The 16,153-nt window shown below is 70.9% G+C and carries 15 protein-coding genes; 4 read left to right on the forward strand and 11 right to left on the reverse strand.

What is annotated here, in order from left to right; translation table 11 throughout:
* Positions 1 to 42: 42 nt before the first annotated feature.
* Together MB1_RS06300 and MB1_RS06305 are read right to left on the reverse strand one after the other, a co-directional pair.
* Positions 43 to 1,416 (reverse strand): hypothetical protein, encoded by a 1,374-nt coding sequence (locus MB1_RS06300; RefSeq protein ID WP_066904844.1) that lies wholly within the window; start codon positions 1,414 to 1,416, stop codon positions 43 to 45.
* Positions 1,417 to 1,784: 368 nt separating this feature from the next.
* On the reverse strand, positions 1,785 to 2,246 hold the full coding sequence (locus MB1_RS06305; protein ID WP_066904846.1) for a hypothetical protein: 462 nt from the start codon (positions 2,244 to 2,246) through the stop codon (positions 1,785 to 1,787).
* A 132-nt stretch (positions 2,247 to 2,378) separates the two neighbouring features.
* Between MB1_RS06305 and MB1_RS06310 the strand changes: the two genes are divergently transcribed.
* Complete coding sequence (locus MB1_RS06310) at positions 2,379 to 2,855, forward strand: hypothetical protein (RefSeq protein ID WP_369406848.1); 477 nt, start codon at positions 2,379 to 2,381, stop codon at positions 2,853 to 2,855.
* Between the two features lie 53 nt (positions 2,856 to 2,908).
* Complete coding sequence (locus tag MB1_RS06315; protein WP_245650065.1) at positions 2,909 to 3,223, forward strand: DUF3817 domain-containing protein; 315 nt, start codon at positions 2,909 to 2,911, stop codon at positions 3,221 to 3,223.
* Between the two features lie 108 nt (positions 3,224 to 3,331).
* On the opposite strand, the gene rdgB is transcribed toward MB1_RS06315, so the two are convergent.
* The 7 genes from rdgB to clpS all read right to left on the reverse strand — a co-directional run bounded on the left by rdgB (position 3,332) and on the right by clpS (position 8,268).
* Positions 3,332 to 3,958: an RdgB/HAM1 family non-canonical purine NTP pyrophosphatase gene (rdgB, locus tag MB1_RS06320; protein ID WP_066904850.1), complete on the reverse strand. Its 627-nt coding sequence runs from the start codon at positions 3,956 to 3,958 to the stop codon at positions 3,332 to 3,334.
* 8 nt (positions 3,959 to 3,966) lie between these two features.
* A complete protein-coding gene (gene rph, locus MB1_RS06325; protein WP_066904851.1) occupies positions 3,967 to 4,728 on the reverse strand; it encodes a ribonuclease PH in 762 nt (253 codons plus the stop codon).
* Positions 4,729 to 4,755: 27 nt separating this feature from the next.
* Positions 4,756 to 5,514 (reverse strand): cyclic nucleotide-degrading phosphodiesterase, encoded by a 759-nt coding sequence (locus MB1_RS06330; protein WP_066904853.1) that lies wholly within the window; start codon positions 5,512 to 5,514, stop codon positions 4,756 to 4,758.
* A gap of 5 nt (positions 5,515 to 5,519) precedes the next feature.
* Positions 5,520 to 6,173, reverse strand: coding sequence for a rhomboid family intramembrane serine protease (locus tag MB1_RS06335; RefSeq protein ID WP_084351014.1), 654 nt, complete (start codon positions 6,171 to 6,173; stop codon positions 5,520 to 5,522).
* 132 nt (positions 6,174 to 6,305) lie between these two features.
* A complete protein-coding gene (locus MB1_RS06340; RefSeq protein ID WP_066904854.1) occupies positions 6,306 to 7,385 on the reverse strand; it encodes a P1 family peptidase in 1,080 nt (359 codons plus the stop codon).
* A gap of 8 nt (positions 7,386 to 7,393) precedes the next feature.
* Entirely contained in the window at positions 7,394 to 7,969 is a 576-nt protein-coding gene (locus MB1_RS06345; protein WP_157083928.1) for a DUF2017 domain-containing protein, read from the reverse strand.
* Positions 7,969 to 8,268, reverse strand: a complete 300-nt coding sequence (clpS, locus tag MB1_RS06350; RefSeq protein ID WP_245650043.1) for an ATP-dependent Clp protease adapter ClpS — start codon at positions 8,266 to 8,268, stop codon at positions 7,969 to 7,971. The genes MB1_RS06345 and clpS overlap by 1 nt, the downstream gene beginning before the upstream one ends.
* Before the next feature lie 135 nt (positions 8,269 to 8,403).
* Between clpS and MB1_RS06355 the strand changes: the two genes are divergently transcribed.
* Complete coding sequence (locus MB1_RS06355) at positions 8,404 to 9,732, forward strand: nicotinate phosphoribosyltransferase (RefSeq protein ID WP_066904858.1); 1,329 nt, start codon at positions 8,404 to 8,406, stop codon at positions 9,730 to 9,732.
* A gap of 162 nt (positions 9,733 to 9,894) precedes the next feature.
* Positions 9,895 to 11,967, forward strand: a complete 2,073-nt coding sequence (locus MB1_RS06360) for an ATP-dependent DNA helicase (protein ID WP_066905054.1) — start codon at positions 9,895 to 9,897, stop codon at positions 11,965 to 11,967.
* A gap of 52 nt (positions 11,968 to 12,019) precedes the next feature.
* Here MB1_RS06360 and MB1_RS06365 read toward each other — a convergent pair whose 3' ends face one another.
* Together MB1_RS06365 and glgP are read right to left on the reverse strand one after the other, a co-directional pair.
* Entirely contained in the window at positions 12,020 to 13,405 is a 1,386-nt protein-coding gene (locus tag MB1_RS06365) for a hypothetical protein (RefSeq protein ID WP_066904860.1), read from the reverse strand.
* Between the two features lie 69 nt (positions 13,406 to 13,474).
* Positions 13,475 to 16,054, reverse strand: a complete 2,580-nt coding sequence (glgP, locus tag MB1_RS06370; RefSeq protein ID WP_066904862.1) for an alpha-glucan family phosphorylase — start codon at positions 16,052 to 16,054, stop codon at positions 13,475 to 13,477.
* Positions 16,055 to 16,153 lie beyond the last annotated feature (99 nt).

The raw sequence follows: 16,153 nt of genomic DNA on the forward strand, positions 1-16,153 counted from the left end.
GCATGGCAAGGTCGTCGATGTTCGTCAAGAGCGCCGCTCTCGTTATAGAGCAGCGCTCTCGCTAGGCGCCTCGGCGTCGCCGGCTTCCGGTTCGTCGTCGTCGGCGGTCGCCGGGCGGCGCACCAGTTCGATGACCACCAGGCCCACCAGGACGATCAGCACGATGGTCACCACGCCGCCAACGGTGATCGGGCGAGTCTGGAACAGCGCGAAGACGCCGAGCCCGATCGTGGCGGCGACCAGCGCGGAACGCCACCGATCGACCACCCGGCCGACGTTGCCGGTGCCCAGCCCGCGTCGGTCGGCGGTCGCACGCACCGAGGTGAATCCGGAATCGGCGGCGCCGCGGATCACCCGCGCCGGTCGATAGGAACTCGACAACCAACCGCCGATCGCCACGAACAGACTGAGCACCACCAGGGCGAGCACGCCAGCCGAGAGGATCTGGGTGAGTTGGTCGAAGATGACCTGCGCGGTGGCGGTGGGCATGATCGACGGGCTCACCGCGCCGGCGTAGTACTGCTTGCCGATTCCGAGGACGCCCGCGAGTACCAGCAGCGACACCGCCAGTCCTCCCCCGGCCCACGCGAGCGCATGCGCGCGGTCGCGAGCGGCAAGGACGCCGACGACGAGCAGAGCGAGCACGATCCAGGGCAGCCAGTAGCCGACCGCGACCGCGACCTGGTAGACCGTCCGCACGGTCACCAGCGAATCCGAGGCGACCACCGGGATCGAGCGTTCGATCGCGGGAATTCGCTCGGCGAATCCGAAACCCTGCTCGACGAGAGCCTGCTTGGCCCCCTCGATGACCGGGCCGAGCTCGACGGTCAGGGTGCCGTCCTCGGCGAGCGCCACCAGTCGGTTCGGGTCTCCCTGGATCACGGCGACCGTGCGGATATGGGTCTGCCGCAGCGCCCCCTCCCAGAGCACGGCGAACTGCGGTGACGCCACCAACTGCTCGACCGCACTTCTGGTCAACTCCCGCATACCCGCGGCGGCCGGCCCCTCCAACAGGGGAAGGGCGGCCATCGCCCGCGGCGGCAAGCCGAGATCGCCGGCCCCGGCGAAGAGGTCGCTCACCAGCGCGTCGATGTCGACGTTGTCCTCGATGCCCTGCGTGACCTGATCGGTCACCAGCGCCTGGACCTCGGGCTGTTCGGCGAGCGGCGCGAAGGTCTCCACGAAACGGTCGGTGTCGACGAGCTGCGTGCGCGCCCAGATGCCGAGCACGGCGATCGGGGCGAGCAGCACGCTGACCAGGATGAGCACCAACGCGATGACCCCGCGCCCGCCGCCGCTCCGGCCCTTTCCCGCTCCGTCGGCCGGCACGGTCAACTCGCGGTTGCGGAGCTCGAGTTCCGCGACGCGCGCTCTCAGTTCGGCAAGTTCCTCTGACGCCCCGGTCGGTTCTGACATCTCGCCTCTATCTTGGGCGGGTATATCCCGCAATGGATGGATCGGGCCCAGCGAAACCGTTCGCTTCTCAACCGAATTCTAAGTGCCTGCCCGCGTGCGATGCGATTCCGACCAACCGAATCCCGCCCCCTATTTCCGGGGGTTTTTCCGCTCCGACCGACCCTGCCGATCCAGCGAAACTCCCGACCATCAGGGCCGACGAGCAGTGCGATCGCCGTGGGTTCGACCACCGCCGAAGCGGTACAACCCGCGCCGGTCGCCATTGCGAGAGGAGGGCACCGCGATCGAAACGAGCGGCCCACCATTTCCGACGCTCTACCGAATGCCGCCATTTCCGAGGGATGACGACGCCGGATTCGGGAGGAGTTTCAGGAACCGATACGGATATGCCGTGCTTCGTCCGGACCGACACAGTCGGTCGGCTGCTCGAAACCGGCGCGACCGTCCAGGGTCGCGCGACCGCAGAGCCAGTCGTCGACGATCAGCATCGCGGCCGAACCCTGCGCCATCGTCGGTGCGTCGCGCAGATACCCCTCGGCGATGCCGATCGCGGTCGCACAGTCCACCGGTCCGGCGACGACCGACACCGGCAGGACATCGCCGAACTGGGACGCCACCTGTCCACAGACCCCACCGGGTGCGGCCGGCGATCCGGCGCCCGCCGAGGGAGTGGTCGGTGTGATCGTGGACACGGCGGTCGGTGTGATCGAGGACACGGCGGTCGGTGTGATCGAGGATGTCGACACCCCCGCGGCCGCCTGCGGATCGCTGTCGATCGAGCCGCCGGAACAGGCCGCCACGGTCATGGTCAGCCCCATGGCCAGGACCATCCCCGCTCCCCGCCGCCGACCGATCCGCATGCGCCCAGTACAGCATTCCCCTGGTCCGGCATACCGCGCATCGCTCGTCGGCAGACGCGGGCGGCGACGAGTAACGACGACGGGCGGTAGTACCGTGGAGAGGTGACCTCGCCCGCCATCCGCCGCCGAGTGATCCAGGTTGTCTTCGTGGTGGCCGCGGCGGCGACCTGCCTCGTGCTCGGCTGGTGGCAGTTGCAGCGCTACGAGTCCACCAGCGGAACCGGTCAGAACCTCGGATACGCCCTGCAGTGGCCGCTGTTCGCCGCCTTCGTCGTCTTCGCCTACCGCCGCTTCCTGCAGCTCGAGGAGGATCCCACCGAGCCGACGCGCGTCGACGGCCCGACCGAGATCCCCGCGGGCGTCCTGCCGACGCGCCCGACGGTCGCCCCGCCGGTGGAGCCCGACCCGGAGGACGGCGCGTTGGTGGAGTACAACGCCTACCTCGCGCAGCTCGACGCCTCCGAACGTCCCGCCGGTCCGCTGCGCGCCAACGAGCGCGCCTCGACCGCCGTCGCCGACCCACCCGACACCGCGCCCGGCCGCGATTCCGATCACAGTGACCACAGGAGCCAGCAGTAGTGACCACCGAGCCCAACGCGACGACCGACGCCGCCCCCGCCGACGCCGGCCGCATCGCCCGGATCCGCTCGGCCCTGCTGCGCTACCGGGTGCTCGCCTATGCCACCGGTATCTGGCTGCTCGTGCTGACCGCGGAGATGATCGCGAAGTACATCCTGCACGTCGAGAACGTGCCCAACTGGATCGCCGTGGTCCACGGCTGGGTCTACTTTGTCTACCTGCTGCTGACCCTCGACCTCGCGGTCAAGGTGCGCTGGCCGATCGGCCGCACCGTCGGCACCCTGCTCGCGGGCACGATCCCGTTCCTGTCGTTCTACGTCGAGCACAAGCGCACCCAGCAGGTGCGCCGCGACTTCCTCGGCGGCTGACCGCCCGGAGCGTGTGCAAACCAGACGGAAATCGGGGCGCCGAGGAGATAATCTCCTCGGCGCCCCGATTTCGTTCAGGTACGCACAGCCCGCGCGTACGGGCGGACCTCAGGCGCCGCCGGCCAGCCGGGTGAACAGCTCGGTCGCGATCAGCTCCCGCAGGGCCCGACCGCGATGTGAGACCGCGTCCTTCTCCTCCGGCCTCAACTGCGCCGCCGACCCGCTCTCCCCCTCGGGCAGGAAGATCGGGTCGTAGCCGAAGCCGCCGTCGCCGACCGGCGCCGTGGCCACCGCGCCCGGCCAGGTGCCCCGCACCACAATCTCGTCACCCGAAACCGGGTCGACCAGCGCGCAGGTGCTCACGAAGGCCGCACCGCGACGTTCGGCGGGCACATCCCGCAACTGGCCGAGCAGCAGCTCGAGGTTCGCGGTGTCGTCACCGTGGCCGCCCGACCACCGCGCCGACAGCACGCCGGGCATGCCGTTGAGGGCGTCGACCTCGATGCCGGAGTCGTCCGCGACGGTGGGCAGACCGGTATAGCGGGCACCCTCCCGGGCCTTGAGCAGGGCATTGTCCTCGAAGGTCGCCCCGGTCTCGGGGGCCTCGGGATACGGGTCGACCTCGTCGAGTCCGACGACCTCGACCGTCTCGATGCGGGCCTCGGCGAGGATCCGGCGCAGTTCCTTCAGCTTCTTGGCGTTGCGGCTGGCCACCAACACCCGGGTGGTCGTCACAGGTGCGGTCACGATGTCGCGTCGGCCGACGGGGCGTCGGCGGGTGCGGCCGCGAGGGCCAGGCGCTGGTACTCGAAGAGCTGCTCGCAGCCCTGCTCGGCGAGGTCGAGCATCGCGTTGAGGGTCGAGCGGGCGAAGGTCGCGCCCTCGCCGGTGCCCTGCAGTTCGACCAGGGTGCCGGTATCGGTGGCGACGACGTTCATGTCGACCTCGGCGCGCGAGTCCTCCTCGTAGGGCAGGTCCAGGCGCACCCGGCCGTCGACGACGCCGACGCTCACGGCGGCGATCATGCACGACAGCGGCTTCGGGTCGGTCAGCAGACCGCGCTCGCGCAGCACCTCGACCGCGTCGGCCAGCGCGACATAGGCGCCGGTGATCGCGGCGGTGCGGGTGCCGCCGTCGGCCTGCAGGACGTCGCAGTCGATCGCGATGGTGTTCTCACCGATCGCCCCGAGGTCGATGCAGGCGCGCAACGAGCGGCCGATCAGCCGGGAGATCTCCTGGGTGCGGCCGCCGACCTTGCCCTTGACCGACTCGCGCTGGCTGCGGGTGTGGGTGGACGACGGGAGCATCGCGTACTCGGCGGTCAGCCAGCCCAGGCCGGAGCCCTTGCGCCAGCGCGGCACACCTTCCTCGATGCTCGCGGTACACATCACCCGCGTCTTGCCCACCTCGATCAGGACCGATCCGGCCGGGTGGGAGGTGAACCCACGGGTGATCCGCACGGGGCGCATCTGGTCATCGGCACGATCGTCTTGGCGTTTCGACACGCCCTCAAGCGTAGTGGGCGCCGGCGCTCACAACTCGAATACCTCGCCCGGGCTGACCGCGTGGACGGGTCCGTCGAACTGACCGGCGGCCTCGGCGATCACCGCCTCCCGCGAGGTCCACGGGGGAATGTGGGTGAGCAACAGCGACTTGACGTTGGCCATCTTGGCGAGCTGTCCGGCCTCGACCCCGGACAGGTGCACGCCCGGCGGGCGGTCCTCGGCGTGGGTCCAGGACGCCTCGCTGAGCAGGTAATCGGCGTCGCGGGCGAGGTCGATCACCGCATCGCACATGCCGGTGTCGCCGGTATAGGCCAGCACCTTGCCCTCGGCGGAGGTCACCCGCATGCCGTAGGACTCCGGCGGGTGGAAGACCTGCCGCACCTGGACGCTGTAACCGCCGAAGTCGACGGTGTCACCATCGCGCCAGCGGTGCAGGTCGAGAGTGTCGGAGACGTCGTCGATGCTGCCACCACATTCCGCGGAGGCGACGCCGAGCCGGAAGGCGGTATCGGCGGGCCCGAAGACGCGGGCGCGGCCGGTGGCGGGGATCGGGTGGTACCGCCGCCACACCAGCAGCCCCGGCACATCGAGGCAGTGATCCGCGTGCAGATGTGACAGCAGCACGGTCACCCGGGACGGGTCGGCGTAGCGCTGCAGGGCCCCGAGGATTCCCGGACCGAAATCGATCACGGTCGGTTCGACGCCGGGTGCGGTCAACAGATAGCCGGATGCGGGACTGTTCGGTCCGCCCACGCTGCCGGAGCAGCCGAGCACGGTGACACGCATGGCGGTTATCGTGCCATGCTCGAAATCCTGCCCGCGCCCCCACCGCCGACCGTGGTCCGCTTCCGCGACAACATCGCGCCCGCGACCACGCCACCGATGGCGCCGAACAGGTGCCCCTGCCAGGAGATACCGGTCTGCCCCGGCAGCACGCCGAACAACATCGTGCCGTAGACGAGGAAGACGATCACGCCGATCGCCAATTGACCGATGCTGCGGTTGAACACCCCGCGCACGATCAGGTAGGTCAGCCAGCCGAAGATCAGCAGCGAGGCGCCGACGTGCAGCGTGCCGATACCGCCGGTCAGCCAGGTGCCGACGCCGCCGATCACCCAGATGATCGCGGTGGCCGCGATGCCACGCCCGATACCGGAGGCCAGAACCATGAAGCCGAGGATCGCGACCGCGAAGGTATTGGCGTAGAGGTGCGCCCAGTCCGCGTGCAGGACGGGGGCGAACAGGATCCCGACCAGACCGTCGGTCTCGAGGGGACGGATTCCGCCCTCCTGCTCGAGCCGCTGTCCGGAGATCACGTCCGCGAACTCGATGACGTAGAGCATCACGATGAAGCCGGCGGTCAGGAGGGCGGCGGAGACCAGGGCGCCCCCGCGTCGACGTCCCGTCCCCGGACCCGCGGCCGGAAGTCCGTTGGGTGCACTCATGACCTGTCACCTCTCGCGGTCGCGGCCACCGAGGGGCGGCGGGCGTCCTGATCCGTCCTTTCGAGACTACGCCACGGCCCCGGGGTGATCAGGACGAGCGACGGGGCCTCGCCGGGTCGCGGCGGCCGACGATCAGCCGAAGGCGGAGGGAAAGACCTCGCGATAGGCGGGGATGCCGGCCACCGACGTCGCGCGCAGAACGGCGTCGACGATCGCCTGCTCGGTGACCACCGCCGCGGTGACGCAGATCGTCGCGAGCGCGGCGAGGTCGCCCATCATTCCGGCGGGCGTCGGTTGGTCCGGGTCTACCGGGGTGATCGCCCCGGTCGCGACCGCAAAGACGGTATCCCCGTCGAGCGGCGTGTGGACCGGCCGGATCGCGCGGGCCAGGCCGTCGTGGGCGGCGGTGGCGACCCGTCGGCATCCGGCCGGTGTGAGCGCCGCATCGGTGGCGACGACGCCGATGGTCGTGTTGAGGTTCCCCGGCTTGCCGGCCAGGGCGAGCGCCGCGGCCAACTCGGCCGGGTCGGGGGTGCGCAGCGGGGTATCGGCCGGGGTCCCCCAGGGCCGGCCGTCGGTCGGGTCGAAGACCATCCCGACCGGGTTGACCACCATCAGGGCGGCGACGGTGACCCCATCGGCCGGGCCGCCGGTGATCCGGATCGAGGCGCTGCCGACCCCGCCTTTGAGGACGCCGGCTCGCGCACCGGCGCCGGCGCCGGCCGTTCCGCGGGCGTAGTCGACACCGGCCGCATCGAACGCCGCCGCACCGAAGTCGGCGGTCGGGCGGACGGTCGGGTCGCCGACGGTCAGGTCGAAGATCACCGCCGCGGGCACGATCGGCACCGTGATCGGCAGGGTCGGTCCCGCGGCGCGGATCCCCCGACCGGTCTCGGCGAGCCGTCGCATCACCCCGTCGGCGGCGGCCAGCCCGTAGGCGCTGCCGCCGGTCAGCACGATCGCGTCGGGACCGAGGACCGAGTTCTCCGGGGACAGCAGATCGGTCTCGCGGGTGCCCGGTCCCCCACCGCGGACGTCCACCCCGCCGACGGTCCCCGCCGGCAACAGGATCACCGTGCAACCGGTCGCCGCACCGGTGCCGACGCCGTCGGACCCGGCCGGGGTGACCTCGTCGTCGATCCGGTGGTGATGGCCGACCCGGATGCCGGCGACGTCGGTGAGCAGTCCGCGGGTCGGCCCGGCGGTGGTCATCGGTGCGGTCAGCCGACCGCGTCGAGCAGGGAGTCCTGCATCCAGGTCATCCAGTGGTAGACGTCGAGATAGGCGGCGCGCGGATCATCCTCCGGCAGCCGGTCCGGGGTATCCGCGTCGACACCGATCACCGTGCCGAGGACCAGCCGCACATCGTTGATCCCACGCAGCCAGAGCTCCGCCTGCTCACGGGTCAGCGAAATGCGCCCGCCGGTCGGGGGCAGAGTCGCGAGGATCAGCGCGGCCGCCGACTGCTTGGCCTCGATGATCCCGAGTTCGTGCAGGCTGCGCAGGCCGCCGGATTCGATGCTCTGCATCTCCTGCTCGACCGGATCGTGCTCGACCTCGGGGCGGTGAAAGTCCGGCAGCAGCCGGGCGAGCGCCGCATCGCGCGGCGGTTCGGTACCGGCCAGGCGCATACCGGTCAACCGGGTCAGGTCGTCCTCGGGTGCTTCCTGGCGCCGCTTGTCGAGCATCCCGTTGAGCGATTCGACCAGCGACCGCAGCATCCCCGACTCGCGGGCGTTCATCTCGGTGCGGATGCGGGTGCCGCCGAGCGTCGACTTGCGCGCCCAGGCATCCACTAGCGGTCCCGCTGCATGGTCGCCCAGAGGCCGGCCTCGTGCAGCCGATGTACGTCGTTCTCCATCGAGTCCTTGGTGCCGCTGGAGACGATCGCCTTGCCCTCCGAATGCACCTGCATCATCAACTCGGTCGCGCGAGTCTTGCTGTACCCGAACAGCTTCTGAAAGATGTACGTGACATAGGGCATCAGATTCACCGGGTCGTCCCAGACGACGGTCACCCAGGGCCGGTCATCGGCATCGAGGGTGGCCTCGAAAGTCGAATCGGCAGGCGTCGCCTCGGGCATCGCACTGGCCATCCGGAGCGTATCGATCGTCCGCCCGCCCATGGGGTAGCTCCCGTATCCCATAACCCGCAGTTTACGACGCCGGTCGCGGCCGCGCCGCAGCGGGAGGTCTGGCACCGGGCGCACGACGCTCGTAAAGTCTCGCCGATGAGCGTCCGGACGTCGACGGCCCTGTTGACCGACCAATACGAACTGACCATGCTCGCCGCCGCCTTCCGCAGCGGGCGAGCCGAGCGACGCTGCGCCTTCGAGGTTTTCGGCCGGCGCCTGCCCGCGGGCCGACGGTACGGCGTCGTCGGCGGCACCGGCCGCGTCGCCGAGGCGGTCACCCGGTTCCGGTTCACCGACGAGCAGATCGACTTCGTCTCGCACTTCCTCGACGACAAGACCACCTCCTGGCTCGCCGACTTCCACTTCCGCGGCGATATCGACGCCTACCCCGAGGGTGAGCTCTACTTCCCGGACTCCCCGATCCTGACCGCCCGCGGCACCTTCGCCGAGTGCGTGATGCTCGAAACCCTGCTGCTGTCGATCCTCAACTTCGATACCGCTATCGTCTCGGCCGCCACGCGGATGGTCTCCGCCGCCAACGGCCGGCCGCTGATCGAGATGGGATCGCGCCGCACCAACGAGGAGGCGGCCGTATTCGCCGCCCGCGCCGCCTACCTCGCCGGGTTCACCACGACCTCCAACCTCGAGGCGGGTCTGCGGTTCGGCATCCCGACCGGCGGCACCAGCGCGCACGCCTTCACCCTGCTGTTCACCGACAAGGAGGGACCGCAGGAACAGGAGGCCTTCGCCGCGCAGGTCGCCGACCTCGGCGTCGGCACCACGCTGCTGGTCGACACCTACGACATCACCGAAGGCGTCCGCAACGCGGTCGCGGTCGCCGGGCCCGATCTCGGCGCGATCCGCATCGACTCCGGCGAACTCGGCGTCCTGGTCCCGCAGGTGCGCCGCCAGCTCGACGACCTCGGCGCCCGCAATACGCGCATCGTCGTCTCCGGCGACCTCGACGAGTACGCGATAGCCGCGTTGCGCTCGGAGCCGATCGACTCCTACGGGGTGGGCACCTCCCTGGTGACCGGCTCGGGCGCCCCGACCGCCGGGCTGGTCTACAAGCTCGTCGAGGTCGACGGCACCCCGGTCGCCAAGCGCAGCGCGCACAAGCAGTCCCGCGGCGGCGTCAAGCTCGCGCTGCGGGTCGCCCGACCCAGCGGCACCCTGGTCGAGGAGCGCATCCTGCTCGGCGACGCCGCGGACGCCTACCGCGCCGACCCCGCGTCGCAGGCCGTCGAGGGCTCGATCCGCGAGGTCGCCCGGCCGCTGCTGCGCGGCGGCGAACCCGTCGAGTCGGACTGGTCGGATCTGTCCGCCGACCGGGTCCGGGTTGCCGATGGCCTGCGCGCGCTGCCCTGGGAGGGTTTGGCGCTCTCGGAGGGGGAACCGGCGATCCCGACCGTCATCGTGGCCTGAGAGTCGCGCGTGGCCTGAGAGTCGGCGGATCGGCGCGCGTCCCCGGCCGCTCGGCGACACCCGGCTAGAGTGTCGACGGTGCCGTCCGACTCCCCCACCCTGTCGGCCACGGATTCCCCGACCACCGCCCCGCCGGCGAAACCGGCCCGGTCGAGCGCTCCCGTGCCGCCGGTCTCCCGTCTGCTCGAGATCGCCGTCGAGGCGCTCGGCGGTTCGAGTCGGGACGGGCAACGGCAGATGGCCGCGGCGGTCGAGCACAGCATCGACACCGGCGAACACCTCGCGGTACAGGCCGGGACCGGCACCGGTAAATCGGTCGGCTACCTCGTCCCCGGGTTGCGGCACGCGGTGACCTCCGGCCGGACGGTGGTCGTCTCGACCGCGACGATCGCGCTGCAACGGCAGTTGGTCGACCGCGACCTGCCCCGACTGGCGGAGGCGCTGAAGGAACCGCTCGGCCGGGCGCCGCGCTTCGCGCTGCTCAAGGGTCGCGGCAACTACCTGTGCCTCAACAAGCTGCACGCGACCACCGAGGCGCCGCCGAGCGATACCGAGGTGATGTTCGACGCCTTCGAGGTCTCCCGGATGGGTCGGCAGATCAAACGCCTGAGCGATTGGGCCAACGACACCGAGACCGGCGACCGCGACGAGCTGGTGCCCGGCGTCGAGGAACGCGCCTGGCGGCAGGTCAGCGTCGGCACCCGCGAATGTGTCGGCAAGGCGCGCTGCTCCTTCGGCGAGGACTGTTTCGCGGAGAAGGCGCGCACCCTCGCCGGGCGGGCCGATGTGGTGGTGACCAACCACGCGATGCTCGCCATCGACGCGATCAGCGGGGTGGCCGTCCTGCCGCCGGACCCCGACGTGGTGATCGTCGACGAGGCCCACGAACTGGTCGACCGGGTCACCGATACCGCGACGGCGGAACTGAGCGCGACCGGGTTGACCGGCGCCTCCCGCCGGGCGGCGAGCCTGGTGGACGACGAGGTCGCCGATCGACTGAAAGCCTCGGTCGAGGACGTCACCCGCCTGCTCGAGGAACTGCCGGCGGGGCCCTGGGACCGGCTGCCGAACGGCGCGGATACCTCATTGGCCGCGCTGGCCGACGCCTGCGCGGCGACCCGGGTCGCGATCGGCCCGGCGCGGCCCGGTACCCCCACCGATGCGGCGGCCGCCCGCACCGCCGCGCTGGCCGCGATCGACGAGGTCGCCTCGACGGTCACCCGCATCCTGGGCACCTACGACGAGCCGAACCCGTCCGAGCGGCGCACCGTCGTGTGGTTGGCCGAGGAGCGCGGCGCCGGCGGCACCACCCGCCATATCCTGCGCGCGGCGCCGCTGTCGGTCGCCGGTCTGCTGCGCACGACGCTGTTCGCCGAGTCGACGGTCGTGCTGACCTCGGCGACGCTGACCATCGGCGGCAATGTCAACGCCTTCGCCGCCGCCTGGGGACTGCCCGCCGCGGGCGCCGACACGATCGACCCGGCGGACCTCGACGACGTCGTCGCCACGCCCGGTCCGGACCCGACGCTCGCCTCCGCCCGGTCCGCCGAGGGGAAGACCACGCGGTGGACCAGCCTGGACGTCGGTTCGCCCTTCGACCATCCCCGCGCCGGCATCCTCTACGTCGCCAAGCATCTGCCGCCGCCGAAGCAGGGCGATGCGCCCGCGGCGGTGATCGACGAGATCGAGGAGTTGATCACCGCGGCCGGTGGCCGCACCCTCGGGCTGTTCTCGTCGATGCGCGCCGCGCGCTACGCCGCGGACCAGTTGACCGAACGGCTGTCCACCCCGGTGCTCTGTCAGGGTGACGACACCCTGTCCGCTCTGGTCGAGCGGTTCGCCGAGGACGAGGCGACCAGCCTCTTCGGCACCCTGTCGCTGTGGCAGGGGGTCGACGTGCCGGGCCGGTCGTTGTCGCTGGTGATCATCGACCGCATCCCCTTCCCGCGGCCGGACAACCCGCTGCTCAACGCCCGTCAGCGCTCGGTCGAGGCGCACGGCGGCAACGGTTTCCTGTCGATCGCCGCGAACCACGCCGGGCTGCTGCTCGCCCAGGGCGCGGGTCGGCTGTTGCGGTCGACCGCGGACAAGGGGGTGGTGGCGGTGCTGGATTCCCGGCTGGCCACCGCGCGCTACGGCGGCTACCTGCGCGCCTCGCTGCCGCCGTTCTGGCCGACCACCGATCCGGCGAAGGTCCGCGCGGCCCTGACTCGGCTGACCGCCGAGCGGGCCTGAGACCTCACCCGCCGAGCCGGTCCGAGACGCCGACGCCGAGCGGGCGCGAGGTTCAGTCGAGCAGCGCCCGGATCGCGTCCGCGTAGCGGTCGAGGGTCGGTTCGTCGATCGCCGCGTCGCCGGCGCAGATGCCGATCGTGACCGACGATCCGAGTCCGTAGACCCCGTGGGTCAACGCCATCGCGGGTGACAGGGCGGGGAAGCCGACCGAGCGGAAGGCGCGCGAGCCACTGATGTCGAGGTCGGCCGGGCCGCGGTCGACGCTGGAGATCACGGTATTGCCGGTCATCCGGTCCGGGCGCATGTGCAGCGGGAATTCGCGGACCTCGCGGGCGCGCTGCCAGGCGGGCGGGACCTCGGCCGGGGTGGCGGACGCCGGGCGGGCGGTACGGGCGGCGAGCAGATCGGCGGCGATCGGCGCGGCCCGCTCCTCGAGGGGACGCTCCAGGCGCAGGTCGATGCCGACATTGCGATAGCGATTGCGGGCGGCGGGATCCGCCGCTTCGACGGCGACGGTGACCTCCGCGGCCACCTGCTCGATGCGGTCGCCACGTTCGAGCAGCAGGTCGCGCAACGCCTCCCCGATCACCACCAGGGCGCCGACGGTCACCGTCGGACCGAAGCGCCGCAGTCGGTCGTGGTCGGCCGGGATGATGCGCAGCCGCCGCCCGGCGCCGGGGTCGACGTTGAGCGACGTCGGGGCGAACCCGGACGGGCGCGGCGCCGGGGCCTGCGGGATCGCCGGCGTCTCGGGGATCGGGTCACCGGGGGTTGCCGGGCTGTCGGTCGTGGGGTGGGGCTCCGAACCGCCCCCGGTACGTTCGGCAACCATCGCGCCGGCCCAACGCACCGCGCCGAGCGAGGTCGCCCGGATGGCCGCAACCCCGGCGCGCACCCCGGCCGGAACGGAGTCGAGGACCGGCGAGGAGTCGACCGCCTTCTCCGCGACCCGCGCCGAAGGGTCCAGCAGCACCCGCGCCAACGCGGAGACCCCACGACCGTCGCGCAGCGCGTGCGAGACCTGCAGGACGACCAGACCGTTGATGCCCGGCCTGGTCGGGCCGGGCACCTTCGGCAGGTCGGTCACCGTCGGGAAGACGTGCAACCGCCACGGCGAGACGTGCAGGTCCAACGACTCGGACACCAACACCGCCAACCGCGCCAGAACGGCGTGATAGGCGGTCTCCCGGTGGATCTCGATCTGGTCGTCGCCGAACTCGCGCGGCACCCAGTAGGGATAGTCGAGGTCGCCCGGAACATCCCAGAGCCGCACTCGCAGATCGCTGTCGATCGAGATGCGCTCCGCCACCCGGGCCCGCACCGCCGCCGAGGACAGCGGAGCGTCGAAGGAGTACACGGCGAACTGATCGGTCGGCATACGCCGGCCGATCCAGTACATCGTCGCGTCGCCCACACCGAGTCGGTCGCCGAGCCACATGGCATTCATGGTGCCGGCCGACCGGGGCGGGCCCGGGTAGTCACGGATCGTGCGAGTCGGAAGGGCCGCTTACGCCAGGCGCACCAGACCGTATTCGGCCGGGGTGGCCAGCAGATCGTTCTTCGGCAGCACCCGTACGGTGTAGCCGACCGCACCGGTCACCGGCAGCGCCACCGTTCCGGTGAACAGCTCCAGCGAATCGGACGCCTCCGCGTACGACAGCTCGACGGTGGCCGCCGGGGTCAGGAAGTCCTGATCGTCGACCCGACCCACCAGAGCCTGGACCGACACGTCCGACGGCGCGAGGCCCGCCAGGTCGATCCGGGCCTGGATCTGCATATCGGCGCCGAGCTCCGGCGAGTCCGGCAGACCGGAGGCGTCGACGTCGACCACCCGCACCGACGGCCACGCGTCGTTGACCGAGCGACGGAAGCCGGCGAGCGCCTTGGCCCCGGCGAAGTCGTCCGCGTAGACGCGGGCGGTCGCCGCGGCGGCCGGACCGTAGTAGCCGACGGTGTAGTCGCGGACCATGCGCGAGGCCTGCACCTTTGGGCCCAGGGTCTTGAGGGTGTGGCGCACCATCTCGACCCACCGGCCGGGGATGCCGTCCTCGCCGCGGTCGTAGAACGTCGGGGCCACCGCGTTCTCGATCAGCTCGTAGAGCGCCGAGGCCTCGAGGTCGTCGCGGCGATGCTCGTCGGTCACGCCGTCCGCGGTCGGGATGGCCCAACCGTTGCTGCTGTCGGCCATCTCGTCCCACCACCCGTCGCGGATCGACAGGTTCAGACCGCCGTTGAGCGCGGACTTCATGCCCGAGGTACCGCAGGCCTCCAGGGGACGCAGCGGGTTGTTCAACCACACATCGCAACCCCAGTAGAGCCAACGGGCCATCGCCATGTCGTAGTTGGGCAGGAAGACGATCCGATGCCGCACGTCCGCCTCGTCGGCGAACCGCACGATCTGCTGGATCAGCGCCTTGCCACCGTCGTCGGCCGGGTGGGCCTTGCCGGCGACGATCAGCTGCACCGGACGATCGGCGTTGAGCAGGATCGCCCGCAGCCGCTCCGGATCGCGCAGCATCAGCGTCAGGCGCTTGTAGGTCGGCACGCGGCGGGCGAAGCCGATGGTCAACACGTCCGGGTCGAAGACCGAGTCGGTCCAGGTCAGCTCCGCGGCGGAGGAGCCGCGCTCGAGACCGGCGGCCCGCACCCGGCGTCGCACCTCGCCGACCAGATGGCTGCGCAGCGCCGACCGGATATCCCACAGCTCCTTGGGATCGAGCCGGTCGAGCAGCTCCCAGCCGCGGGCATCCTCGATGCGCTCGACGCCGGCCTCGCGGATCGCGAGCTCCTGCCACTCGGGCGCCGCCCAGGTCCAGGAGTGCACGCCATTGGTGACCGATCCGATCGGCACCTCACCCTGGTCGAATCCGGGCCACAGGCCGTTGAACATGCCCCGGCTGACCTCGCCGTGCAGCTTGGAGACACCGTTGGCGCGCTGCGCGATCCGCAGACCCATATGGGCCATGTTGAACACCTGCGGATCGGATTCGCGTCCGAAGTCGAGGATCTTGTCGACCTGCATACCGGGCAGCAGGGTCGAATCGGACTGATGATCGCCGAAGTAGTAGCGCACCAGCTGGGCCGGGAAGCGGTCGATACCCGCGGGCACCGGCGTATGGGTGGTGAAGACGGTCGAGGCGCGCACCGCCGCCAGGGCCGCGTCGAAGTCCAGGCCGCCACCCTCGTAGCTGGTCAGCTCGCGGATGCGCTCGAGCCCGCAGAAGCCGGCGTGGCCCTCGTTGAGGTGGTAGACCGTCGGGTCCGGCAGGCCGCGCAGCCGGGTGAAGGCGCGCACCGCGCGCACGCCGCCCACGCCGACCAGGATCTCCTGCTTGATGCGGTGGTCCTGGTCGCCGCCGTAGAGCCGGTCGGTGACCGACCGCAGCTCGGCGTCGTTGTCGGCGATATCCGAGTCGAGCAGCAGCAGCGGCACCCGGCCGACCTGCGCCACCCACACGCGCGCCCGCAGCGTGCGACCGCCGGGCATCGCGACCCGGATCAGCACCGGCGCACCGCTCGGCTCGGTCAGCAGCGACAGCGGCAGCCCCTGCGGGTCGAAGGACGGGTAGTGCTCCTGCTGCCAGCCGTCGGCGGTCAGGCTCTGCCGGAAGTACCCCATCCGGTACCACAGGCCGATGCCGATCAGCGGCAGACCGAGATCCGACGCCGCCTTGAGGTGGTCTCCGGCCAGGATGCCGAGGCCGCCGGAATAGTTCGGCAGCACCTCGGAGACACCGAATTCCATGGAGAAGTAGGCGATCCCCGCCGGGAACTCCGCGCCGTCGTCCACCCGCTTCTGGAACCACCGCGGACCGGTCAGGTACTCACGGTGCTCCGCGAGGACCCCCTCCATGCGACCGACGAAGTCGTCGTCGCCGGCCAGTTCGTCGAGCCGGGCGTTACCGATCTCACCGAGCAACCGAACCGGGTCCTGCCCGGTCCGCTGCCACAGGTCCGAATCCATCGATTCGAACAGCGAACGAGTGTTCAGATGCCAGGACCAGCGCAGGTTGGTCGCGAGCTCGCTGAGCCCGGACAGGCGTTGTGGGAGGTGGGCGCGGACAGTGAACCGACGCAGTGCTTTCACGACTGGCGAGCTTACCGAGCCCTACCGATCCTGCAGGAGAACTCGGAGGGTCGCGGTGATCACGTATCGGCGTCGAATGGTGGTCGAGCACGGCGTCGC

Source organism: Millisia brevis NBRC 105863, assembly GCF_001552615.1.
GTDB classification, from domain to species: Bacteria; Actinomycetota; Actinomycetes; order Mycobacteriales; family Mycobacteriaceae; genus Millisia; species Millisia brevis.